The 20,495-nt window shown below is 68.2% G+C and carries 21 protein-coding genes and 1 pseudogene; 4 read left to right on the top strand and 18 right to left on the bottom strand.

All coding sequences use genetic code 11. The features are described from left to right. Positions 1 to 7: 7 nt before the first annotated feature. On the bottom strand, positions 8 to 364 hold the full coding sequence (locus LIN44_RS24595) for an antibiotic biosynthesis monooxygenase (RefSeq protein WP_227314866.1): 357 nt from the start codon (positions 362 to 364) through the stop codon (positions 8 to 10). A gap of 16 nt (positions 365 to 380) precedes the next feature. Next, positions 381 to 1,544 (bottom strand): cytochrome P450, encoded by a 1,164-nt coding sequence (locus LIN44_RS24590; protein ID WP_227316417.1) that lies wholly within the window; start codon positions 1,542 to 1,544, stop codon positions 381 to 383. Positions 1,545 to 1,786: 242 nt separating this feature from the next. On the opposite strand from LIN44_RS24590, the gene LIN44_RS24585 reads away from it, so the two are divergent. Beyond that, positions 1,787 to 2,182, top strand: a complete 396-nt coding sequence (locus tag LIN44_RS24585; RefSeq protein WP_227314865.1) for a hypothetical protein — start codon at positions 1,787 to 1,789, stop codon at positions 2,180 to 2,182. 15 nt (positions 2,183 to 2,197) lie between these two features. Here LIN44_RS24585 and LIN44_RS24580 read toward each other — a convergent pair whose 3' ends face one another. From LIN44_RS24580 to czcI, 4 genes are all read right to left on the bottom strand, one after another. Beyond that, positions 2,198 to 5,362: a CusA/CzcA family heavy metal efflux RND transporter gene (locus LIN44_RS24580; protein WP_227314864.1), complete on the bottom strand. Its 3,165-nt coding sequence runs from the start codon at positions 5,360 to 5,362 to the stop codon at positions 2,198 to 2,200. A gap of 13 nt (positions 5,363 to 5,375) precedes the next feature. Next, complete coding sequence (locus tag LIN44_RS24575; protein WP_227314863.1) at positions 5,376 to 6,647, bottom strand: efflux RND transporter periplasmic adaptor subunit; 1,272 nt, start codon at positions 6,645 to 6,647, stop codon at positions 5,376 to 5,378. A 15-nt stretch (positions 6,648 to 6,662) separates the two neighbouring features. Beyond that, positions 6,663 to 7,895 (bottom strand): TolC family protein, encoded by a 1,233-nt coding sequence (locus LIN44_RS24570; protein WP_227314862.1) that lies wholly within the window; start codon positions 7,893 to 7,895, stop codon positions 6,663 to 6,665. 115 nt (positions 7,896 to 8,010) lie between these two features. Continuing rightward, positions 8,011 to 8,385 carry a cation efflux protein, CzcI family gene (czcI, locus tag LIN44_RS24565; protein ID WP_227314861.1) on the bottom strand — a complete coding sequence of 125 codons (375 nt, stop codon included), beginning with the start codon at positions 8,383 to 8,385 and terminating at the stop codon, positions 8,011 to 8,013. On the opposite strand from czcI, the gene LIN44_RS24560 reads away from it, so the two are divergent. Beyond that, complete coding sequence (locus LIN44_RS24560) at positions 8,384 to 8,545, top strand: hypothetical protein (protein WP_227314860.1); 162 nt, start codon at positions 8,384 to 8,386, stop codon at positions 8,543 to 8,545. The genes czcI and LIN44_RS24560 overlap by 2 nt on opposite strands. 118 nt (positions 8,546 to 8,663) lie before the next feature. Further along, on the top strand, positions 8,664 to 9,044 hold the full coding sequence (locus LIN44_RS24555; protein WP_227314859.1) for a hypothetical protein: 381 nt from the start codon (positions 8,664 to 8,666) through the stop codon (positions 9,042 to 9,044). A gap of 61 nt (positions 9,045 to 9,105) precedes the next feature. Here the strand turns inward: LIN44_RS24555 and LIN44_RS24550 are convergent, their stop codons facing one another. From LIN44_RS24550 to LIN44_RS24495, 12 genes and pseudogenes are all read right to left on the bottom strand, one after another. Next, a complete protein-coding gene (locus LIN44_RS24550; protein ID WP_227314858.1) occupies positions 9,106 to 9,321 on the bottom strand; it encodes a zf-HC2 domain-containing protein in 216 nt (71 codons plus the stop codon). Positions 9,322 to 9,361: 40 nt separating this feature from the next. Next, complete coding sequence (locus tag LIN44_RS24545) at positions 9,362 to 9,955, bottom strand: sigma-70 family RNA polymerase sigma factor (RefSeq protein ID WP_227314857.1); 594 nt, start codon at positions 9,953 to 9,955, stop codon at positions 9,362 to 9,364. Between the two features lie 73 nt (positions 9,956 to 10,028). After that, the gene (locus LIN44_RS24540; protein ID WP_227314856.1) at positions 10,029 to 11,651 is read right to left on the bottom strand and encodes an ATP-binding protein; all 1,623 of its coding nucleotides are present in this window, start codon (positions 11,649 to 11,651) and stop codon (positions 10,029 to 10,031) included. 52 nt (positions 11,652 to 11,703) lie between these two features. Next, positions 11,704 to 12,381: an alpha/beta hydrolase gene (locus LIN44_RS24535; protein WP_227314855.1), complete on the bottom strand. Its 678-nt coding sequence runs from the start codon at positions 12,379 to 12,381 to the stop codon at positions 11,704 to 11,706. Between the two features lie 126 nt (positions 12,382 to 12,507). Then, entirely contained in the window at positions 12,508 to 13,311 is an 804-nt protein-coding gene (locus tag LIN44_RS24530) for an IclR family transcriptional regulator (protein ID WP_227314854.1), read from the bottom strand. Positions 13,312 to 13,473: 162 nt separating this feature from the next. Further along, positions 13,474 to 15,576 carry an acetate--CoA ligase family protein gene (locus LIN44_RS24525; RefSeq protein WP_227314853.1) on the bottom strand — a complete coding sequence of 701 codons (2,103 nt, stop codon included), beginning with the start codon at positions 15,574 to 15,576 and terminating at the stop codon, positions 13,474 to 13,476. A gap of 4 nt (positions 15,577 to 15,580) precedes the next feature. Then, positions 15,581 to 16,375, bottom strand: coding sequence for an enoyl-CoA hydratase/isomerase family protein (locus LIN44_RS24520; RefSeq protein WP_227314852.1), 795 nt, complete (start codon positions 16,373 to 16,375; stop codon positions 15,581 to 15,583). A 57-nt stretch (positions 16,376 to 16,432) separates the two neighbouring features. Further along, a complete protein-coding gene (locus LIN44_RS24515) occupies positions 16,433 to 17,422 on the bottom strand; it encodes a tripartite tricarboxylate transporter substrate binding protein (protein ID WP_227314851.1) in 990 nt (329 codons plus the stop codon). Between the two features lie 295 nt (positions 17,423 to 17,717). Next, positions 17,718 to 18,102: pseudogene (locus LIN44_RS24510) on the bottom strand (hypothetical protein). Between the two features lie 124 nt (positions 18,103 to 18,226). Then, the gene (locus LIN44_RS24505) at positions 18,227 to 18,634 is read right to left on the bottom strand and encodes an Hsp20/alpha crystallin family protein (RefSeq protein ID WP_227314850.1); all 408 of its coding nucleotides are present in this window, start codon (positions 18,632 to 18,634) and stop codon (positions 18,227 to 18,229) included. A gap of 15 nt (positions 18,635 to 18,649) precedes the next feature. Then, positions 18,650 to 19,090, bottom strand: a complete 441-nt coding sequence (locus tag LIN44_RS24500; RefSeq protein WP_227314849.1) for an Hsp20/alpha crystallin family protein — start codon at positions 19,088 to 19,090, stop codon at positions 18,650 to 18,652. Positions 19,091 to 19,439: 349 nt separating this feature from the next. After that, positions 19,440 to 19,841, bottom strand: a complete 402-nt coding sequence (locus LIN44_RS24495) for a cupin domain-containing protein (RefSeq protein ID WP_227314848.1) — start codon at positions 19,839 to 19,841, stop codon at positions 19,440 to 19,442. A gap of 364 nt (positions 19,842 to 20,205) precedes the next feature. Between LIN44_RS24495 and LIN44_RS24490 the strand changes: the two genes are divergently transcribed. Next, the gene (locus LIN44_RS24490; protein ID WP_227314847.1) at positions 20,206 to 20,475 is read left to right on the top strand and encodes a DUF6130 family protein; all 270 of its coding nucleotides are present in this window, start codon (positions 20,206 to 20,208) and stop codon (positions 20,473 to 20,475) included. Positions 20,476 to 20,495: the final 20 nt, after the last annotated feature.

The raw sequence follows: 20,495 nt of genomic DNA, 5'->3' as shown, positions 1-20,495 counted from the left end.
CGCGCCTTCAGTCAGCGGCGCGGTCGTGCACCGCGCGGCTGTCCGCCGGCGCCTGCTCGCGCGCATCGAGCCCGTAGTCGCGCAGCACCTGCGCCACGCGCAACCGGTAGCCGGCAAACACGCCGCTGCGCCCGGCGGCCTGCGCCTGGCGGTGCGCCAGCGTATTGCGCCACGCGATCACCGCGGCCTCGTCGCGGAAGAACGACAGCGACAGCAGCTTGTTGGGGTTGGTCAGGCTCTGGAAGCGCTCCACCGAGATAAAGCCATCGATGGCCTCGAGCTGCGGGCGCAGGTGCGCGGCGATGTCGAGGTAGGTGTCCTGCCGGCCCGGTGCGGGCTCGACCTCGAAGATGACTGCGATCATGGTTGTCTCCGTAGTATCAAAGGAAATGGGGAATGCGCGCATTCAGCGACGGACGATAGCGGAAGGCGCGCGCCAGCGCGTAGGGATCGGCGCCACGCGCGCATAGCGCCGACACCGTCGCCGCAGCCAGCGCCTGCGCCAGCCGGTCGCCGGGGCAAGCATGGCGGCCATGGCCGAAGGTCCACGCCCGCGCATCGTCGGCAAGGCCGCTGCATGACGCCGCGGCCAGCAGCACCAGCACCGTGTCGCCGGCCTTGACGGCATGGCCGCAAAGCTCGGTATCCGCGGCAAGAAATCGGCGCGTATTCTGCACCGGCGGGTCGTCCTGCGCGACGCGCGCCACCACGCCTTGCAACGGCATACCGCCGGCGGATGGATCGCGGCCCAGCCACAGCAGAGTATTGCCCGCGAGCCCCGCTGCCGCTTCGCAGGCCTGGACCAGCAAGCCGATGATATTGGCGGCGACGGCCTGCGCTTCGATACCGGCGGCCTGTGCCGCTTGCTGCAGCACTGGCAGCGGTCCGTCAGCCGCGACGCTGCTGGCCAGCGCCGAAGCCAACCATGTGCCCAGCCACCGCGCAGCCTCGGCGCCGGCGCGCACGGTGTCCGTGTCCGCCAGCGGCGACTGGGCGGCGGCAAACGCGGCAACCTGTTGCGCGACCTCGACCGCCGTGCCACGGTCGCGCGCCATCGGCAGGCCGAGCACGGATGCCAACGCGACGACCGGCAAGGCAAAGAGCCAGCGGTTGACCGACGCGGCCGGCATGGCCGTGCGCGCGCCGTCGCCGGCATCCAGCACCTGCGCCATCGCGGCGGCCTGCTGCGCGGCCTGGACCGGATCCACCGCCGCCAGCATCGGCATCAGCAGCGCCTTCAGCGGCGCATGCGCGGCGCCATCGTTCATCCGGACCAGGCGGCCGAACAGTTCACCGGCAGCGGTGCCGGCCAGGGCCGGCGGCACCGGCTGCGCGGGCGGCCGCACGCGGCAGTCGGCGTGTGCCAGCACGGCCGCGACTTCACGCGGTCCGGCCGCCACCCACAAGCCCAGCCGGGCATCGCGGAAGAAGGGCCGGCTGGCGGCCAGTTCCCGGTAATACGGATACGGGCCGGGATGGGTGACGGCGCTGAGCGGGTCGATCCCGGCGCTCTGCGCCGTCGCTGCAATGGGGCTCTGGTTCATGGTGGCGCGAACGGTAGGTGCCGCGGCGGCGGCGATCTGCGCGCCGCGATGTCCGGCGCACATGCGCATCATGCCGGGCCCCGGCCGGGCAAAGATTCATGGCGTCGTGAACTGTCGAATGCGTGCCGGCAAATGGATGTATGCTTCAGGCACGGCGTGCCGCACCTCCCGGGCGGCGACGCTGGCACCATGGCCTCCACCACGCTGTCAGACCACGCCGGACCAAGTACGGCGGTGGCGACATGAAGCGTGTTCACGCACTGGTTGTGGCCGGCATCCTGTTGTCGGCATGCGTGTCGACGGGCGTCGACGTGAAGCCCGAGCACCTGTCGAACTTCCTGCCCGGCTTCTCCACGCTCGACGAAGTCACCGCGCAGCTGGGCCCCCCGTCCTCGCACGCGACGCTGCGCGACGGGTCCACCATCCTGGTCTATTCGTTTGCCACGTCCCAGCCCCATCCGGAGAGCTTCATTCCGTTCATCGGGCCGCTGTTTGCCGGCGGCGCGATCCGGTCGTCGACGGTGCTGTTCGAATTCGACCAGAACAGTGTCCTCAGGAGCCAGCGCCGGAGCACCTCGAGCGGGGTCTCGGGATGGAGCGTGCTGACGCCCGGCGCGTTGCCTGGTGCGCCCCAGTAAGAGCAGCGATCGGTTTCAAGCGAGCTCCCCTGCGCCGCGCACCGCCGCCGTCACCGGCCCGTCGTTGCGATGCGCGAGCCGGTACAGCACCGGCAGCACCAGCAGCGTCAGCGCCGTCGACGACAGGATGCCGCCGATCACCACCGTCGCCAGCGGCCGCTGCACCTCGGCGCCGGTGCCGGTGGCCAGCGCCATCGGCACGAAGCCGAGCGAGGCCACCAGCGCCGTCATCAGCACCGGGCGCAGCCGCGTCAGCGCGCCTTCGCGGATGGCATGGTCCAGGCCGTGGCCGGCCTCGCGCAGCGAGCGGATGAACGAGAGCATCACCAGCCCGTTGAGCACCGCGACGCCGCACAGCGCGATAAAGCCCACCGCCGCCGAGATCGACAAAGGAATGCCGCGCAGCCACAGCGCCAGGATGCCGCCGGTCAGCGCGAACGGAATGCCGGTGAAGACCAGCAGCCCATCCTTGACGTTGCCGAACATGGCGAACAGCAGCACGAACACCAGCCCCAGCGCCAGCGGCACCACCACGCGCAGCCGCGCGGTGGCGGACTGCAATTGCTCGAAGGTGCCGCCCCAGCTGGTCCAGTAGCCGGCGGGGATCGCCACGCGCGCGCGGATGGCGGCCTCGGCTTCGGGCACGAAGCTGCCGATATCGCGCCCGCGCACGTTGGCGCTGACCACGATGCGGCGCTTGCCGTTCTCGCGCGAAACCTGGTTGGGGCCCGGCGCCATCTCCACGCTGGCGACTTCGCTCAGCGGGATATAGCTGGTGGGTGCGCCGGCGTCTTTGGGAAGCGCCACCGGCAGGCGCCGCAGCGCGTCGACGTCGGCGCGCACGGCCTCAGGCAGGCGCACCACGATATCGAAGCGCCGGTCGCCGCTGAAGAAGGTGCCGGACACCTTGCCGCCGATGCCGATCGACACCGCGTCCTGGATCTCGCGCAGGTTCAGCCCGTAGCGCGCGGCCTGGTTGCGGTCGATCTGCACCGTCAGCATCGGCAGCCCGGTGGTCTGCTCGACCTTGACCTCGGCCGCGCCGGGAATGCCCTGCAGCACCGCGGCGATGCGGTTGGCGGTCTGTTCCAGCACGGCGTTATCGTCGCCGAACACCTTGACCGCCACGTCCGAGCGCACGCCCGAGATCAGCTCGTTGAAGCGCAGCTGGATCGGTTGCGAGAACTCATAGTTGTTGCCCGGCAGCTTGCCCACTTCGGCGCGGATCGTGGCGATCAGCGCGTCGCGCGTGCGGCGCGGCTCGGGCCATTGCGACTCGGGCTTGAGCATGATGTAGCCGTCGGAGATATTCGGCGGCATCGGGTCAGAGGCAATCTCCGCGGTGCCGGTGCGGGCAAAGATGCGCTCGATCTCCGGGAATTTGGCCTTCAGCGCGGTTTCCACCTGCTGCTGCATCGCCACCGATTGCGTCAGGCTGGTGCCGGGGATGCGCAGCGCCTGCACCGCGAGGTCGCCTTCGTTGAGGCTGGGCACGAATTCGCTGCCCAGGCGCGTGGCAATCGCCAGGCACAACACCACGGCCACGCCGGCACCGGCCAGCACCACCGGCGTTGCGGCCAGCGCGCGCTCCAGCAGCACCGCGTAGCGGCGGCGCGCCCACGCCATCAGCCGGTTGTCGCGCTCGGCCACGCGGTTGCCGATAAACAGCGCCACCGCCGCCGGCACGAAAGTCACCGACAGCACCATCGCCCCCAGCAGCGCCAGCACCACGGTAAAGGCCATCGGATGGAACATCTTGCCCTCGACGCCCGTGAGCGCAAAGATCGGCAGGTACACCACCATGATGATCAGCTGGCCGTACAGCAGCGGCCGGCGCGCCTCGCGCGCGGCGGCAAAGACTTCGTGCAGGCGCTCGTCGCGCGTCAGCGCGCGTCCCTGGCTGGCCTGCGCATGGGCCAGCCGGCGCACGCAGTTCTCGACGATCACCACCGCGCCGTCGACGATGATGCCGAAGTCCAGCGCGCCCAGGCTCATCAGGTTGGCGCTGATGCGGTAGTGGACCATGCCCGTGAAGGTAAACAGCATCGACAGCGGGATCACCAGCGCGGTGATCAGCGCCGCGCGCAGGTTGCCCAGGAACAGGAACAGGATGGCGATCACCAGCACCGCGCCTTCGAGCAGGTTCTTCTTGACCGTGGCGATGGCCTTGTCGACCAGCGTGGTGCGGTCGTACACGGTGACGGCCTTCACCCCCGCCGGCAGCGTGCGGTTGATCTCGGCCATCTTGCGGTCGACCGCCTGCGACACCGCGCGGCTGTTCTCGCCGATCAGCATGAACACGGTGCCCAGCACCACCTCGCGGCCGTTCTCGGTGGCCGCGCCGGTGCGCAGCTCGCCGCCGGTCTGCACCGTGGCCACGTCGCGCACGCGGATCGGCTGGCCCTGCGCGCTGCCGACGATCACGTCGCCGATTTCATCAAGCGAGCGCACCTGGCCCGGCACACGCACCAGGTACTGCTCGCCGTTGCGCTCGATATAGCCCGCGCCGACGTTGTCGTTGTTCTTCTCCAGCGCACCCACCACATCGGCCAGCGCCAGCCCGTACGACGCCATGCGTTCCAGCTCCGGCGCCACCACGTAGGCGCGCGCATGGCCGCCGATGGCGTTGACCTCGGTCACGCCCGGCACGTTGCGCAGCTGTGGCCGGATCACCCAGTCCTGGATCTCGCGCAGGTCGGACAGCGTGTAGGCGCTGCCATCGGGCTTGCGCGCGCCGGGGTCGGCTTCGACGGTCCACAGGTAGATCTCGCCCAGCCCGGTCGAGATCGGTCCCATCGCGGGCGTGATGCCGGGCGGCAACTGGTCGCGCGCTTCCTGGATGCGCTGGTTGACCAACTGGCGCGCAAAGTGGATGTCGGTGCCGTCGCGGAAGATCACCGTCACCTGCGACAGCCCGTAGCGCGACAGCGAGCGGGTCTGCTCCAGGCCGGGCAGCCCCGCCATCACGGTCTCGACGGGATAGGTGATGCGCTGCTCGGTCTCCAGCGGCGAGTAGCCCGGCGCGGCGGTGTTGATCTGCACCTGCACGTTGGTGATGTCGGGCACCGCGTCGATCGGCAGCCGGGTGTAGCTGTACAGGCCCAGCGCGGCCATGCCCAGCACCGCCAGCAGCACCAGCCAGCGTTGCGCAATGGCAAAGCGGATCAGGCGTTCGAACATGCGCGCCTCCCGCTCAGTGCTCATGCCCAGCGCTGGCTTTGCCCAGCTCGGACTTGAGGATGAAGCTGTTGGCCGCGGCGTAGCGCGCGCCGGCCTGCAGGCCCTGGGTCACCTCAACCAGCTTGCCGTCGGTACGCCCGGTATTGACCGGCTGCACCGCAAACCCGTCCGGCACCGCGACGAACACCACGCTCTGGCCATCGACCTGCTGTACCGCGTCGGCCGCTACCGTCACCGGCGCCTGCACCGGCGCGCCCAGCACGCTGACTGTGACGAACAGCCCCGGGCGCCATGCCGTACCCGGGTTGGCCAGCGTCACGCGCGCCTTGGCGGTGCGGGTCTGCTCGCCCAGCAAGGCGCCGACGTAGGACACCTTGCCTTCGGCCTGCGTGGCGGAGGCGCTGGAGCGCACCGTGACCGCCTCGCCCACGCGCACCCGGTCCAGGTCGCGCGCGGACACCACGAACTCCGCCCATACCGAACTCAGGTCCGAGACCGTGAAGACGCTGGCGTCTTCCTTGACCGCTTCGCCCACCGACAGGTGCTTCTCGACCACGATGCCGTCGAACGGCGCGCGCAGCGCGAACTGGTTCAGCGCGCCGCCACCGGCCCCGCCGCGCTCGGCGGCGCCGATCGCGGTGAGCTTCTGGCGCGCGTTCTGCACCGCGATCTGCGCCTCTTCCAGCGCGGTGCGCGCCTGCTGGTAGTCCTGCTCGGCGGAGATCTTCTCCTGCCACAGCGTCTTCTCGCGCGCGTAGGTGGCCCGCGCCAGTGCCTCGCGCTTCTGCGCGGCCAGCAGTTCGCTGCGCTGCTCCGCCACCGTGGTGCTGGCAATCAGCGCCAATACCTCGCCCTTGCGCACCGCCTGGCCCAGGTTGGCCGGCACCGCCTGCGCCACGCCCGCGACGCGCGGCACCACGTGCGCGGTGCGGTCGTCGTTGAAGCGGATCTCGCCGGGGAAATCGACGCCGCTGCGCAGCGCCGCGGCAGCGGCGGTGGCCATGCCGATGCCGGCCTGCTCGATCTGCGCGGGCGTCAGCGCGATCACGTGCGGCTTGCCCTCGGCTTCCGGTTGCGCCGCCGGCGCGCTCGCGTCGGCATGCGCCGACTTGTTCTCTTCCTTGCCGTGCTCGTGCCCGTGCTCGTCGCCATGTCCGGCATGCCCGTGCGCGGCCTCGCCGGTGGCGCCACCACCCTTGCCGGTGAACAGGATCACCGCGCCGCCCAGCAGCCCCGCGACCAGGATGGCCACCACGGCGGCCCGTTGTTGCTTGCTCATTGCCATGTCGGAGCTTCCGTATCAGTGTCCGAGGATGCGGTCGATGTTCGCCGCCGCGTCGTAGGTGCGGGCCAGCACATCCAGGTAGCGGATGCGCGCCTGGAACAGCGTGCGCTGGGCGTCCAGCACGTCGAGGAAGTCGAACTTGCCGGCCTCGAATCCGCGCGAGGCGGCAGCGTAGGCCTGCTCTGCCGCGGGCAGCACCGAGGCCTGCAGCGTCTGCGCCGCGGCGCGCGACACCGAGAGCTGCGTCGAAGCCTGCTGCAGTTCGCCCTGCAGGCGCACGCGCGTGGCGGCGTGTGCGTCCTGCGCGCCGTCGGCACGGCGCAGCGCCGCATACAGGTTGCCCTGGTTGCGATCGAACAGCGGCAGCGGAATCGCCACGCCCAGCACCGCCATGTTGCGATTGGCCTCGTTGTCGCGCTTGGCGCCCAGGCTCACGGTCACGTCGGGATACTGGCGGCTGCGCTGCACCGCCACTTCGGCACGGCTGCGCTCCGCCGCCAGGCGGCTTGCCGCCAGCAGCGGGGAGTCTTCCAGCGCCGCCTGCAACGCAGCCGGCGCCGGCCGCGACGGCAACGCATCGAGATCGCCCTGCGCCTGCGCAAAGCGCGGCACGCTGTCGCCCCACAGCGCCGCCAGCGCCTGCCGCGCGGACTGCAGCGCGCCGGTGGCCTCGGCCAGCTCCAGCTCGGCGTTGGCCTGCTCCACCCTGGCGCGCGTGGCTTCAAGCGGTGCTACCTTGCCGGCCGCCACGCGCCGCCCGGCGGCGTCGGCGGCCTGGCTGGCGATGCCGACCGAGCCCTCGGCCAGCCGGACGCGCTCCTGCGCCACCAGTACGCCGAAGAAGCGCGCGATCACCGCGGCGCGCAGCTCGGCGCGGGTGCTGTCCAGTTCAGCCTGCGCCAGCTCGTGCCCGCGCTCGGCCAGGCCGATGCGCGCGGCGCGCTTGCCGCCCAGCTCGATCGGCAGGTTGAACTGGCCGGTGGTCGAGCGCGAGGCCTTGCGCGTGTCTTCCATCGACACCGCCAGCTCCGGGTTGGGCAGCACGCGCGACTGGATCAGGTCGCCTTCGGTGGCGTCGAGCTCCTTGCCGGCGGCGGACAGCGTGAAGCTGCCGGCTTCAGCCAACGCCTGCGCGGCATCAAGAGTCAGGATCCGGGTCTGTGTCTGTGCCGGCGGCGTCTGCGCGACGCCGGACAAAGGGCTGGATAACACGGCCGCCAGCCCGAGCGGCAGCAAGAGTCTTCGCATCGAATTGCACCAGAAAAAAACCGGGGAAATTCGGCGAGACGCCCGGCGTCATGTGGTCATGACGACAGGGGGCGATCGCAAGGATCAGGAATGCGGGGAAGCGTCGTCTCGCCGGCTAAGCGAGACGCGGCCACTGGGGGCGGTCGGGAGCCCGCGCGCTGTGCGAAGAGAAGCTGGGCTGCGGCACTGGCGGCGCCAGCTCCACCCGGCGCAGCGCAGGCACGTCCTGCGCGTCGGCCGGCGCGAAGGGCAGCGAGGCGATATGGCAGACGCCGCAGTCTGGATCGGCAAGGTTGAGCTTGGCCTTGTCCTGCGCAGGATCGGCTGGCTGCTCCGGCTTGCCGATGCCGGCCTGGTGCCGGTGCTCGTGATGGCCGAAGTGGGCCTTGTCCGACGGCGCGACCTCATGACCGCAATACGCGGCGGCTCCCGCCCAGGCGAACTGGAGCGGCAGCACGAGCGCAAGGAGGATGAGGAGGAGCCGTTGCATGAAGGGTGAGATCGGCGCTGCTGGCATGACAACCGGGGCGCCGGCAGCGAGCCGCAAGTTTAACCGAGGCGCGGCGGGCATTCGGGCAACGGGGTCATTACATTTGCGTCATGCCAGCGGCGCCGGCGGCTGCGTCCGTATATTCAGTATTTTTGAATAACTCATCCGGCAAAGCGCTCGCTTGGCGTGCGGCTGGACTCCTATAGTTCCGTACATGAACGGCACGCACACAAAGCAACGCCTTCTGACAAATTCAACAAGCTAACGGAGAAACCACCATGACCAAGACCACCCGCCTCGTTTCCGCCCTGTTCCTGTCCCTGGCCGCGCTGGGCGCCGCGCAAGCCGCCACCGCCGCCGACGCCCTGCCCGGCGACAAGTACGGCTACAGCTTCCGCAGCACCGTAGCCGGCGACAAGTATGGTTATGAATTCCGCAGCCACGACGCCTTCACCGACGGCGCCCGCGCCGGCAAGGCCGATCCCTTCAGCGACGGTGCGCGCTCGGGCAAGGCCGATCCGTTCACCGACGGTGCCCGCACCGTGGCCGGCCTGGACCGCAGCGGCGTGTCGACCACCCCGGGCCGCAGCTTCGACACCTTTACCGAAGGCAGCCGCGCCGGCAACTTCGACCCCTACGGCGAAGGCGCCCGCGCCTGAGCGGCCGACGCACCAAGCCAACCACGCCGGCGAGCAGGCCAGCGCAAGCGCTGGCCTTTTGTCATTCGTCGCGCCCCAGCCGGTGCATGGCTTCGCGCAGCGTGCGCATCTGCGCGCTGAAGCGGGTGCAGGCATCGCAGATCGCCAGGTGCGAGCGCACGCGCAGCCGCTCCGACCAGGACAGCGGCAGGTCCAGGCTCTTCATGGTCAGGTGGTGCACCTCTTCGCAATCCGGCAGCAGCCGGCGCGGGGGGCGGGAGGGCGGGGTTTCCGGCATCTGGCTCGATGGTGATTCGGTTGCGTGGACGTTGGCAGGCTCAGCCCGCCTTGCCGGGCCGGCCGCGCTGGCCGAACCAGTGCAGCTCCAGGCATTCGCGCAGGCGCATGCGGGCCCGGTAAAGCATGGCCCAGGCATTGGTCGCGCTGATCTGCAAATGCTGACAGATTTCCTCGGTGTCCAGCTCCAGCCATTCGCGCATCATGAAGATGCGGCCGGTCCGCGCCGGCAGGCGGTCCACGCATAGCTGCAGGATCTCGAAGAACTCGCGGCGCTCGAACGCGCGCTCCGGGTCGCCCCAGTCGGAGGGCGGATCCTGGTAGTGGCCGTTGCGCGTGAACAGGGCGTCGAAGGCGTCGTCGTCGGACTGCGGCTGGCCATCGCCGTCGGCGGCCAGCGCCAGCCGCACCTCGCGCCTGCCGCTGCGCAGCGCATCGATGATCTTGTGCTTCAGGATGCCGACCAGATAGGTGCGCAGCGCGGACTGGCCGGCAAAGCGCTCGGGGTGCTCGAGCGCCGCCAGCAGGGTTTCCGAGACGGCATCCTCGGCCACCGCCTCGTCGCGCAGCTGCAGGCGGGCGAAGCGCAACAGGTAGGGGCGTAGCGCCTGCAGTTCGGCGGGGTCGAGGCTCATCGGGGTGGCTGGGGCGGTTGCCTGGACGGATGCGCCATCATACCCGCGGCCATCCCTTTGCCTGCATCCCCCTTTACCCGATCCCGCGGAACTGCCCGCACAGGCGGAACACGTCCATCGACAGCGGCATCTGCCTGGCCTTGCCGTAGCGCGTCGCCAGCTTCAGCAGCTCCTTGATGTCGCGCCCGCTCGCGGTGGGGTAGGCGTCGGTCAGCGCATCGATCAGCGCATCGTCCAGGTCGGCGCCGAACTGCGCCGCCTGCAGCTGCCACAGCCGCACGGCATCCTCGCGGCACGGCGTGGTGTAGTGGATGGTGGCGATGCAGCGCGACAAAATGGCATCGTCGACGTCGCCGATGCGGTTGGTGGTCATGAACAGCAGGCCGCTGAAGTACTCCAGCGTGCGCAGGAACTCGGCGACGATGGCGTTGTGCTCGAGGTCGTTGTCGCGGCGGCGGATATAGACGTCGGCCTCGTCCAGCAGCAGGATGGCGTTCCAGCGCATGGCGCGGCGCAGGATGGTCATCAGCGTGGCCCCGACCGACGCCGCGGTGGTGCCCAGCTGCCCCGAGTGCACGCGGTACAGCGGCTTGCCGACCACCTCGGCATAGACCTCGGCGGTTAGGGTCTTGCCCAGGCCCGGCGCGCCCTGGCACAGGATGGTGGTGCCGCCCGACTTGCCCGGCACGAAGTCCGGCGCCAGCATGTCCATGTGCGAGGTCAGGATGTCGATCAGGTCGCGGTGGTGCGCGGGCAGCACCAGCTTGTCGCGCAGCGCGGGCTGGTAGCGATATGCGTCCAGGTGCTGCACGTGGACCCAGATATTGCGGTGCCATTCCAGGTGGAACAGGTGCACGTAGCCATGCAGCGGCACCCGCTCGAAGCCTTCCATGATGCCTGCCTCGCGCCAGAACGACGGGTCGCAGGTCATCTCGAAACGGCGCTCGAGCCGCTCCTCGTCATTGACGCAGCGCGCACCGGCGGCATCGGCGATGGGGATCAGCTCCGCCGCGCCCTTGGCATCGACCGAGAACGCCGCGCGCGTCGCCACGAACTGCGCGCCGAAGCCGCGCTGGCAGTGCACGAAGCGCTGCGCGTGCTGCTCGTATTCCTGGCGGAATTCCGTGCATTCCTTGTAGAAGCCGAATTCGGCCAGCAGCTCAGGGATGGTGCGGTTGGCAATGTCGTCGCGGGTGATCACCATTGACGTGGTCATGCCCGAGCGGCGCAGGTGGTGGTCGGTCAGTGCGGAGTTCGCCGATTGCATCGTGTTGGCGAGCAGGTCCACCACCACGTATGACAAGCCCTGCTCCGGCGCCACATACCGCATGCGGCGCACCAGCCAGGGCAGCAGCACGCCGTCGCGGTTGCGCTGGTACAGCCAGCCGTCGATGGCATCGCGCGACAGGTAAGCGACCAGGCCCGCCACCAGTTGCTCCAGCCCCGGAATCAGGCGTGCCTGTGGCGCGTTGTAGATGTTGTCCAGCGCCAGCATCTGGAACATCAGCGCGCGCTCGTTGCTGGTCTTGCTGAGCGTATAGAGCGAAGTCAGCGCCTGCGCATCGAACAGCTTGCTCGATACCAGCATGTTGCCGTGGCACACGCCATGCTGCTGCAGTTGCCGCGCCAGCGGCGTCCCGGTCTCGATCATCGCCAGCAGGGGATGGATCAGCGCCTCCGGAATCTCGAAATCCATGTACCGCACTCCCGTTCAATGGCGTGGCCGCGCCCGGCCAGCGGCCAGGGTTTCACTGCAGGAAGAAATCGATCGCGCGCTCGACCACCGGCGCATGGATGACATGCGGCCCGTCGAACTCGACGTATTCCACGTCATAGCCGGCGGCCCGCAACTTGGCCGCATGCGCGCGCCCGCTGGTGGCAATCGGCAGCTGCTCGTCGGCGAGCCCGTGCGCGACAAACACCTTGGGGACGCCGGTCTGCATGAACACGGAAAGGAAGCCGCCGGAGAACGCGATCACATGGCTGGCGATATCGCCATTGGTGATGCCCAGCGACAGCGCATAGCTGGCGCCATCCGAGAATCCGGCAAACGCCAGCCGCTGAGGATCGATGCGATAGCGCGACGTCACCGCGGCCAGTGCCTGGTGCAGCCGCTGCAGGTCCGGCCCATTGCCGCCGATGACGATGTCCCAGGTGGGATAGAGCGAATGCGGCGCCAGTACCAGGAAGCGGTGCCGCTGCGCATGGGCTTCGAGATGCGGCAGGACTTTTTCGGGGTAGCCGCCGGCGCCGTGGAACATGACCATCAGAGGCACTGGCGTCTGGGCTTCGAGCCCGTCCGGCACGAACAGCACGGCATCGCGGTCATCAGCCACGCCGAGCCGATGGCGGCCGGCCGGCAGCGGACCGGCATGCGGTTCCGCGGCGGCAAAGGACATGCGGCCGAACAAGGACGGGTCAAGCATGGCGCCTCCGGGGCGCGGCTCTTTGGCCGCACCGTTATGGTGATATTCTTGCTGATATTCTGTATATTACATACAAACACCAGACGGCGCCAGCCGCCGCGCCGCCCCCCTCGGTGCGTCATCGCCCTAGGTTTCGCGCGCCATCCGGGCCTGGATGGCGGCGGCAAGCTTCATCAGCGGCGCCGCCAGGCCGGCCTCTACCGCTTCCGCAGGCAGCGGCGTGGAGATGCTGACGTTCAGGACATGGACGGCATATCCCGCGCACCGCAGCGGTGTGGCCATGGCCACCACCTGGGGTTGCCATGACGCGACGCAGTAGCCCTTCGCCTGCACGGACGCCACCGCCACCTCGATGTCCCGCCGCAGCTCGCCCCAGCCCCGTCCGCGGTTCTTGTCGGCCAGGGCCCGCATCCTTGCGCTGAACGCCTCCGGCGGCAGCGTTGCAAGGTGCGCGCGGCCAAGCGAGGTCAGCGCCATCGGGATGCGCTGCCCGCTCACCACCGTGCGCAGCGACTGGCGCCGGTTATAGCGGAACGACTCGAGGTAGATCATCTCGTCGGCCTCGGCCACCGCCAGCCCGACATTGATCCTGTGCCGCATGGCGACCTCCACCATCATCGGTGCCGCGACCTTGAGCACCTGCGAGCTGTCGCGCATGGCATGCGCCATGCAGAGGACCGGAACACCCAGCCGGTACGCCCGGGATCCCGCTATGTATTCGAGCATGCCGGTCTCGACCAGCGATTGCGTCAGCCGGCTGACCGTCGAACGCGACAAGCCGGTCCGTTCGGCGATTTCGCTGTTGCCCAGCACGGACGATCCGGCGCGGAAGGCACGCAGCACGGCAACGCCACGTTCGAGCGATCGGTTCGGCGTCGCCTTGCCCTTGCCTGGTTTGATCCGTTCGGAGTCGATGATGCTGTTTGCCATGACGCGGAATCGCTGCTTGCCACCATGTGGTCGGACGGCGGCATCGGGCTATGGGGCGCGTGGCCCGCCGCCTTGAGACACCGTACCATACGTCGGCAGCGTATCCGGGCCGCCGAGAGTGAGCCAGACAGCATCACACTCGCTGCCCATGGCGGGGCCCCGTCAACGCCCATCGTTGCCGGCCAGCACCGCCACGCCGTCGGCGGCCACCACGCCCTGCCCCGCAGGCAGCACGAACACCGGATTGATCTCCGCCTCGACGAGCCGGTCGCCAAGGGTGGCGACCATGCGCGAGAACGCGACGATGGCGTCCGCCAACGCGTCCACATCCGCCTGCGGGCGGCCCCGGAAGCCGCGCAGCAATGGCGCGGTCTTCAGGCGCGCGATCATCTCCAGCGCGGCCTCGCGCGTCAGTCCGCGCGCTCCGGGCAGCAGCCGCAGCGTGGTATCGCCGAACAGTTCCGCGGTCACGCCACCCATGCCGAGCAGGATCGCGGTGCCAAGCGCATCGCGGTGCATGCCGAGGATGACTTCGACGCCGCCCTTGACCATTTCCTGCACCAGGAAGCGCCGGGGCGCGATCCCCGTGGCAGATTGCACCTCGCTTGCCATCCTCGCCAGCCGGCTCGCCACCTCCGCGGGCGGGACATCGACGGCCACGCCACCGACATCGCTCTTGTGGCTGATCTCGGCGGACAGGATCTTCAGCACGACATTGCCGCGAAAAGCGTGCGCGGCCGCCGTGGCCTGGTCGCCATCGGCAACCACCACCTCCTTTGCGACAGGTATGCCGAAGCCGGCGAACAGGCGCTTGGCTGCGGCTTCGTCGAGCGGGCCCGTGCCATAGGCCGCAAGGTCCGGCAACGGCAGCGTGGGCGTCCCCGCCTCATCGATTGTGCCGAGCCGGCCCGCGCGCAGCATCGCGTCGATCGCCACGGTGCAGGCTTCCGGCGCCGAAAACGCCGGCACGCCACGACGATTCAGCAGCGACGCCACTTCGGGCGCATGCGGGCTCACATAAGCAATCACCGGCTTGTCGCTGCCGGGCAGGCAGTCGCGAATGGCATTGGCCATCAGGTCCGGCATGGCCAGGCCCGACGAGCCCACGATCACCGTCACCGCGTCATAGCTGGGGCTGTCGAGCAGGATGCGGATCGCGGCGCGCAGCAGGTCAGGCTGCAACCCGGCCAGGGTCACGTCGATCGGGTTGCGGTCGAGCGCAGCGTGGTCGCCTTGCTGCAGCGCGCGCAGCTTCGCCGCGGTCGCCTCGTCCGGCGCCGGCGTCTCGAAGCCCGCTACGCCCAGGCTGTCGGAGACCAGCGTGCCGGCGCCGCCAGTCGAGGTCAGGATCGCGACGCGCTTGCCGCTCAGCTTGCGCCCGGTCGCCAGGGCGGCGGGCATGTCGAGCAGGTCCGAGAAGGTCTGCGCGCGCATCACGCCTACTTGCTCGAACAGCGCGTCGTACATGCGGTCCGCCCCGGCCAGCGCGCCGGTATGCGACACCGCGGCGCGCGCGCCGCTTTCTGAGCGGCCGATCTTGAACGCCACCACCGGCTTGCCGGCGCGTGCCGCCTTCAGCGCCGCACGCCGGAACGCTTGCGGATTGCGCACGCTCTCGACATACAACGCGATCACCCGGGTGGCCTCGTCATCGGCCAGGTAGTCGATAAAGTCGGCCAGGTCCAGGTCGACTTCATTGCTGGTCGACACCAGCTTGGACAGGCCGATGCCGCGCGCCGCTGCACGCGACAGCAAGGCGCCGAGGATGCCGCCGCTTTGCGACACCACGCCGATGCTGCCGGCCGGGAACTGGTCCATCTCCAGAGCGCCGCTGGCCGACAGCGGGATGTTGTCGGTCAGGTTGACCAGGCCGATGGTATTGGGCCCCAGCAGGCGCATGCTGCCGGCCGCCGCGACCAGTTCGGCCTGGCGCCGCGCGCCCTCGGCACCGGTCTCGGTATAGCCGCTCGCCAGCACGATGGCTGCGCCCACGCCGCGTGCCGCCAGGTCGCGCACCGCGATGTGCGCGCGCTCGGCGCCCAGCAGCACGATGCCGACGTCCGGCACTTCGGGCAGCGAAGCAATATCGGGATAGCAGCGCAACCCGTCGATCGACTCGACCTTGGGGTTGACCGGATAGATCGCCCCGCCGAAGCCATGCTTGCGCAGGTAGGAAACCGGGCGGCCGGCGGTCTTGGCGGGATCGGCGGAAGCGCCGATCACGGCAACGCTGCGCGGCGTGACAAGTCGTTGGATCGCGTTCATGGTGTCAGGCCCTGGCTGCGGTCTTGTTCAGGAAGGCCAGCACGGACTCGCGATGCTCGTTGCTGGTGTAGCAGATGCCCTGTGCCTGGCTGCCCTGGGCAAAGACCTGGTCGGCGGGCAGTTCGAAGGACTGGTTCATGATGCTCTTGCCCAGCGCGATCGCGGTGGCCGAGCCCCGGCTCAGTTCCGCCGCCCAGCCCAGCGCATCGTCGATGAGCGCCTCGGGCGTGCTCAGGCGGTCGGCGATGCCAAGCGCCTTCGCTTCCTGCGCCTCGACCTTGCGGCCGGTGAAGACCAGCTCCTTCGCTGCCGGCAGCCCCACCCGGCGCGGCAGGAAATACATGCCGCCCCCGTCCGGGATCAGGCCGCGGTGGATATAGGACCACGAGAACGACGCCGCTTCGGACGCCAGCACGAAATCGCAGCACAGCGCGGTATCGGCACCCAGCCCGGCCGCGGCACCGTTGACCGCGGCGATGGTGGGCTTGGGCATGGTGTGCAGCAGCTTGACGGTGTGATGGACCCGCTGCTGGCGGCTCCAGCCGTTGAAGCCCACCTCACCCTGCGGCGCTTCCATGCGGCGCTGCATGCCGGCCACGTCGCCGCCGGCGCAAAAACCCTTGCCGTTGCCGGTAAGCACCAGGGCGCGGATCGCCTGGTCCGCCGCCACGCGTTCCAGCGCATCGATGAATTCCGAGCGCATGTCGTCGCTCATCGCATTGCGCTTGTCGGGGCGGTTAAAGGCAAGCAGCGCAATGCCAGCTTCGATCTTCAGTTCGATCAGGGAATAGTTGTCCATGGTCTGTCCGGTTCGTTGTTGTGAGATCGGTGCGATCTGTCCTGTACGGTGCCGCGCTCAGTCGGCGGTGATGTTGGCGTCCCTGATCACCTTGCCCCAGCGCTGGCTCTCGCCCTTGACGTAGCGGCCGAACTCGTCCGGCGTGCCGCCGCCGATGGCAAGGCCTTCGTGCTCGGCGCGCTTGCGAAAGGCGTCGGTGTGCACGGCCTTCTTCGCCGCGGCGTTCAGGCGTGTGATCACCGCCGGTGGCGTCCCCGCCGGCGCGAACAGGCCATACCAGCTATCCGCCGCGTAATCGGGCACGCCGCTCTCCGCGATCGTCGGCACCTTGCTCAGCGCCGGCGCCTGCGAGCGCTGCGCGGTCGTGACCGCCACCGCGCGCAGCTTGCCGCTCTCCAGGTGCGGCGCGACCGCAGCCGCCGTGGCGAACATCACGTCGACCTGCCCGCCGAGCAGGTCCGTGATCGCCGGGCCGGCGCCACGATAGGGAATGTGGTTCATGTCGACCTTGGCCATCTTCTTGAACAGCTCGCCGGCCAGGTGCGCCGAGGTGCCGGGGCCTTGCGAGGCATAGTTGAGCTTGCCCGGTTTCGCCCTGGCGGCCGCAATCAGGTCCTGCACGGTCTTGATGGCGCTGTCCGGCTTCACCACCAGCACGTTGGGAGAGCGGCCCACCAGCATCACCGGCGCGAAGGCCTTCTCGGTATCGAACGGCAGCTTCTTGTGCAGGCTGGGATTCACAGCGTGGGCCATGGTCGCCATCACCAGGGTGTAGCCGTCGGGCGTGCTCTTGGCCACCGCGTCGGTGCCGATGATTGTGCCCCCACCGGGCTTGTTCTCGACGACGACAGGCTGGCCCAGGTCCTCGCCCATGGTGATGCCCATCGCACGCGCCAACAGATCCGTGCCGCCGCCGGCGGCGAATGGCACCACCAGGCGGATTGGTTTGTCGGGAAAGGCCGCCAGCGCGGGCAGGGGCGCAGCCATGAGGCAGGGGATGGCTGCCGCGGCAAGCCAGCGGAAGAGCCCGGTACGGAACGGATGCATGCTGTGTCTCCTGGAACAAGTCGGAACGCCGCGGCCAGCAGTCTGCATGCACCGGGCGCGTTTCTTTGTTACAGGGAGCTTAGGCTCTGGCGGGCCGCTGCACAGCCCCACAATTCCACTGTATGGAATTGGTGCAGGGCGTAAGCGGGCGGCGGATTGCGGATGCGTTGGCGCAAGCCCTTATCTCGGCGGCGGAAAATGGCGGTGGCCGGCAGCTGCCAGAACCTCGATGCACGCCGGCCGGCTGAAATCGGCCATGACGCAGTGGGGGCGCACTCGCCAATGGCCCCGGCTGTCACTGTATGCAGGGCACGATGCCCAGCTTTTCCGCGAGCATTCGTTCGTAGACGCCAAAGTGCTTGTCAACGTCTGCCTGGCTGACTACCACGATTTCCATGGCGACTTGGCCCAACTTCAACCCAAGCATCGTGGACAACGCCAGCTCCAGAATGCGGGGCTGCTTCACGGTCTTTGGCAAACGTCGTGCCGACGCTGACCGTGTAGGCCCTTTCGCCTTCACTGCTTACCTCGACCAGCCGTGCCGCTGCGCTCAGATTGCTCTCGATGGCAATCCTGGCGAGTTCCGCCACACACCGCGTCCTCTCCGTTGGGAACCCGCGCGCGCATCTCAGCCGCAGCCGATGCTTGCCCAGCGTTATCCATTCGGAATCAAACTCCATCGAAGTCTCCCTTTGCCAACAGATACCCATCGGATGCTGCGCATCAATGCCCCATACGCGCGCTCCAGGCGGCAGCAGCCGTCGGCAGCGCGCAGGTTGGCGCTGCCGACGTGCCAGCGGACACTCACGCCACGGTGACTTCGATGCGGCGCGGGCGCGCTTCCTCGCGCCGCGGGATCGTTAATTTGAGTACGCCGTCGTGCAGGTTCGCCTCGATTCTCGACGTATCAAGATCGGCACTTAACGAGAACGCGCGGGCGAAGTGAGGTTCCCGGATTTCTGCGTGTTGCACGCGCAGGCCTTTAGGAGTCGGCACCACCGCCTCGGCCTCGATATGGAGGTTGCCGTCATGGACATTCACCTCGAGCTTGTCCTTGGTCACGCCCGGAAGGTCTGCCCAGAGGGTGACACCGTTGCTGTCCTCGACGATGTCGACCGCGGGCAGCAACGTCATGGCCGGCAGCGACTTTTCCTCCTGGTCTTTCGTCACCGCGCTCTGGCTGCGTTCAACCACTTGCGTCGTATCGTTCATGGCTGGCTCCTCGCGTTACTGGACCGTGATCGCCCGGGGCTTCGAGGCTTCCTGCTTGCCAACAGTGACAGACAGGCAGCCGTTGGCATAGCGCGCCTGGACTTTTCCAGGGTCGGCGCCCTGCGGCAGCTCGACCACGCGCCGGAAGCTGCCGGTGAATCGCTCCTGCTTGTACAGGCGCAATTCCGGATCGTCGACCGCATGTGTCGGTTCGCGCTCGCCGCTGATGGTCAGCAAGCCCTTATCGATCGACACCTCGAGCTTGTCTTGCCTGATCCCGGGTGCGAACGCCACCACCTCGAACGAGTCGTCCGTGGCACCGATATTGATGGGTGGAAAGGCTCCGAAACGGCCGGAGCGAATGCTGGATGGGAATCCGCCGAACAAGCCCGCCATCTGCCTCTGCATGCGGTCGAGCTCGTTGAACAGGTCGGTTCCGAAGAATAGATCACTCATGGTCGTATCCTCCTTCGATGCAGCAAGGAGGCGAAGGGGCAACGCGCTCCCATTCGCCTGCCAAGCTGCTGGCAAACAAACAGAAACACGCAGCGCGCGACGTCGCGACTGCCTGAGCGAAAAATAAAATAGTAACGGCGCCGCGAAATTTCAAGAGGGATCGCGTTGGACACCGCCGCGGAACGTGCCGTGACCTTTCGTACTCATTGACTGAGAAGGGCGGGAGCTGGTTCGGATTGCTTGGGCGGGGCTATAAGCGCTTCCACCCATGATTGCACCGCTCCGCGCCTCAACGCCGGTCCTGCTGCGCAGTCCGGCGCTTCAGTCCGTGCAGCCTGCGGCCGTTAGCTTATTGCGCCGGCACGACCAGCTTCGCGCCTTTCGTGACGATATAGGTTGCCAGCTCCGACGCCTGCCCGCTACCAACGTTGCGGGCCGAGTGCGGCGTACCTGCCGGAATGAATAGCGATTCACCTGCCTTCAGCCTCACCGGCGGCTGCTCGCCAAGTTGATACTCAAGGGTGCCCTGCAGTACGTAAGCGATTTCCTCACCCGGGTGCGCATGCCTTGGCGCAAATGCCCCGGGCTCAAAGTCCACCCGCACCTGAATGCCTTCCTTGCCCGCGACGCTCAGCTCATGGCTGACCAGGTCGGTCCGATGGATTGCCGGTGTTTGTGCCTGAGCGCTGTGGAGGGTTGCAGCAAGGCAGACGACGGTCATGGCGGCTGTTGCAAACTTGGCGAAATGCATGTTGGAGTGTCCTTCTGTTCGGATCGGGATATTTGCAAATGACATGGGTCTGGCGCGGTCGAGACCTGCTCGACCCGCATGTCATCTGCCCTTTGCTTGAGGGCCTGCAAGCCATCCAGCCATCGCGGCGGATATGCGTTGCATGAACAGCATTGAACGATGCAGATGTATCCCGGTTATAGCCAACGCCGGCGTTTAATGTATTCGTCTGTATCGGCCGGTTGCGCCGCTACGTTGTCATACAAAGATCCCGACTGCCCGCCGCTGAGGTGTGTTCCTATACGAGGCCTGTCCTGAAGCTGCTCGTCACACCGGTCCAGGCCGTGCACGTGGCGGCGACCCATCTGCATGAAAGGAAAACGCCATGCCCAGTGTTCGGCAAGCGGCCGTCGACATCTCGCCGCGTATCGGGCACCTGCACGTGACGGTTGACGATGCCCATGGCACCTGGGCCCATACAAGCCAGGATCCGATCATCGTGGTCGGGCTTACGCCGGGGCCGCACAAGCTGCGCCTGGAACTGGCGGATCCTGGCCACAAGATCCTCGCCACTGAGGTCGTCACCGTCACCGTCCCTGACCTGAAGGCCACGGGATCGCCGCCGACATCGATGACCGTACCGCATCAGCATTGACCGGATCTGGGGCCACGATA

The organism is Cupriavidus sp. MP-37, assembly GCF_020618415.1.
GTDB lineage: Bacteria > Pseudomonadota > Gammaproteobacteria > Burkholderiales > Burkholderiaceae > Cupriavidus.
This window is presented reverse-complemented; position numbering and strand designations above follow the sequence as displayed.

What these genes read in the sequence shown, in the direction of transcription:
- LIN44_RS24595 (WP_227314866.1), bottom strand. Translation starts at nt 364, where the DNA reads ATGATCGCAGTCATCTTCGAGGTCGAGCCCGCACCGGGCCGGCAGGAC.
- LIN44_RS24590 (WP_227316417.1), bottom strand. Translation starts at nt 1,544, where the DNA reads ATGAACCAGAGCCCCATTGCAGCGACGGCGCAGAGCGCCGGGATCGAC.
- LIN44_RS24585 (WP_227314865.1), top strand. Translation starts at nt 1,787, where the DNA reads ATGAAGCGTGTTCACGCACTGGTTGTGGCCGGCATCCTGTTGTCGGCA.
- LIN44_RS24580 (WP_227314864.1), bottom strand. Translation starts at nt 5,362, where the DNA reads ATGTTCGAACGCCTGATCCGCTTTGCCATTGCGCAACGCTGGCTGGTG.
- LIN44_RS24575 (WP_227314863.1), bottom strand. Translation starts at nt 6,647, where the DNA reads ATGGCAATGAGCAAGCAACAACGGGCCGCCGTGGTGGCCATCCTGGTC.
- LIN44_RS24570 (WP_227314862.1), bottom strand. Translation starts at nt 7,895, where the DNA reads ATGCGAAGACTCTTGCTGCCGCTCGGGCTGGCGGCCGTGTTATCCAGC.
- LIN44_RS24560 (WP_227314860.1), top strand. Translation starts at nt 8,384, where the DNA reads ATGAAGGGTGAGATCGGCGCTGCTGGCATGACAACCGGGGCGCCGGCA.
- czcI (WP_227314861.1), bottom strand. Translation starts at nt 8,385, where the DNA reads ATGCAACGGCTCCTCCTCATCCTCCTTGCGCTCGTGCTGCCGCTCCAG.
- LIN44_RS24555 (WP_227314859.1), top strand. Translation starts at nt 8,664, where the DNA reads ATGACCAAGACCACCCGCCTCGTTTCCGCCCTGTTCCTGTCCCTGGCC.
- LIN44_RS24550 (WP_227314858.1), bottom strand. Translation starts at nt 9,321, where the DNA reads ATGCCGGAAACCCCGCCCTCCCGCCCCCCGCGCCGGCTGCTGCCGGAT.
- LIN44_RS24545 (WP_227314857.1), bottom strand. Translation starts at nt 9,955, where the DNA reads ATGAGCCTCGACCCCGCCGAACTGCAGGCGCTACGCCCCTACCTGTTG.
- LIN44_RS24540 (WP_227314856.1), bottom strand. Translation starts at nt 11,651, where the DNA reads ATGGATTTCGAGATTCCGGAGGCGCTGATCCATCCCCTGCTGGCGATG.
- LIN44_RS24535 (WP_227314855.1), bottom strand. Translation starts at nt 12,381, where the DNA reads ATGCTTGACCCGTCCTTGTTCGGCCGCATGTCCTTTGCCGCCGCGGAA.
- LIN44_RS24530 (WP_227314854.1), bottom strand. Translation starts at nt 13,311, where the DNA reads ATGGCAAACAGCATCATCGACTCCGAACGGATCAAACCAGGCAAGGGC.
- LIN44_RS24525 (WP_227314853.1), bottom strand. Translation starts at nt 15,576, where the DNA reads ATGAACGCGATCCAACGACTTGTCACGCCGCGCAGCGTTGCCGTGATC.
- LIN44_RS24520 (WP_227314852.1), bottom strand. Translation starts at nt 16,375, where the DNA reads ATGGACAACTATTCCCTGATCGAACTGAAGATCGAAGCTGGCATTGCG.
- LIN44_RS24515 (WP_227314851.1), bottom strand. Translation starts at nt 17,422, where the DNA reads ATGCATCCGTTCCGTACCGGGCTCTTCCGCTGGCTTGCCGCGGCAGCC.
- LIN44_RS24505 (WP_227314850.1), bottom strand. Translation starts at nt 18,634, where the DNA reads ATGAACGATACGACGCAAGTGGTTGAACGCAGCCAGAGCGCGGTGACG.
- LIN44_RS24500 (WP_227314849.1), bottom strand. Translation starts at nt 19,090, where the DNA reads ATGAGTGATCTATTCTTCGGAACCGACCTGTTCAACGAGCTCGACCGC.
- LIN44_RS24495 (WP_227314848.1), bottom strand. Translation starts at nt 19,841, where the DNA reads ATGCATTTCGCCAAGTTTGCAACAGCCGCCATGACCGTCGTCTGCCTT.
- LIN44_RS24490 (WP_227314847.1), top strand. Translation starts at nt 20,206, where the DNA reads ATGCCCAGTGTTCGGCAAGCGGCCGTCGACATCTCGCCGCGTATCGGG.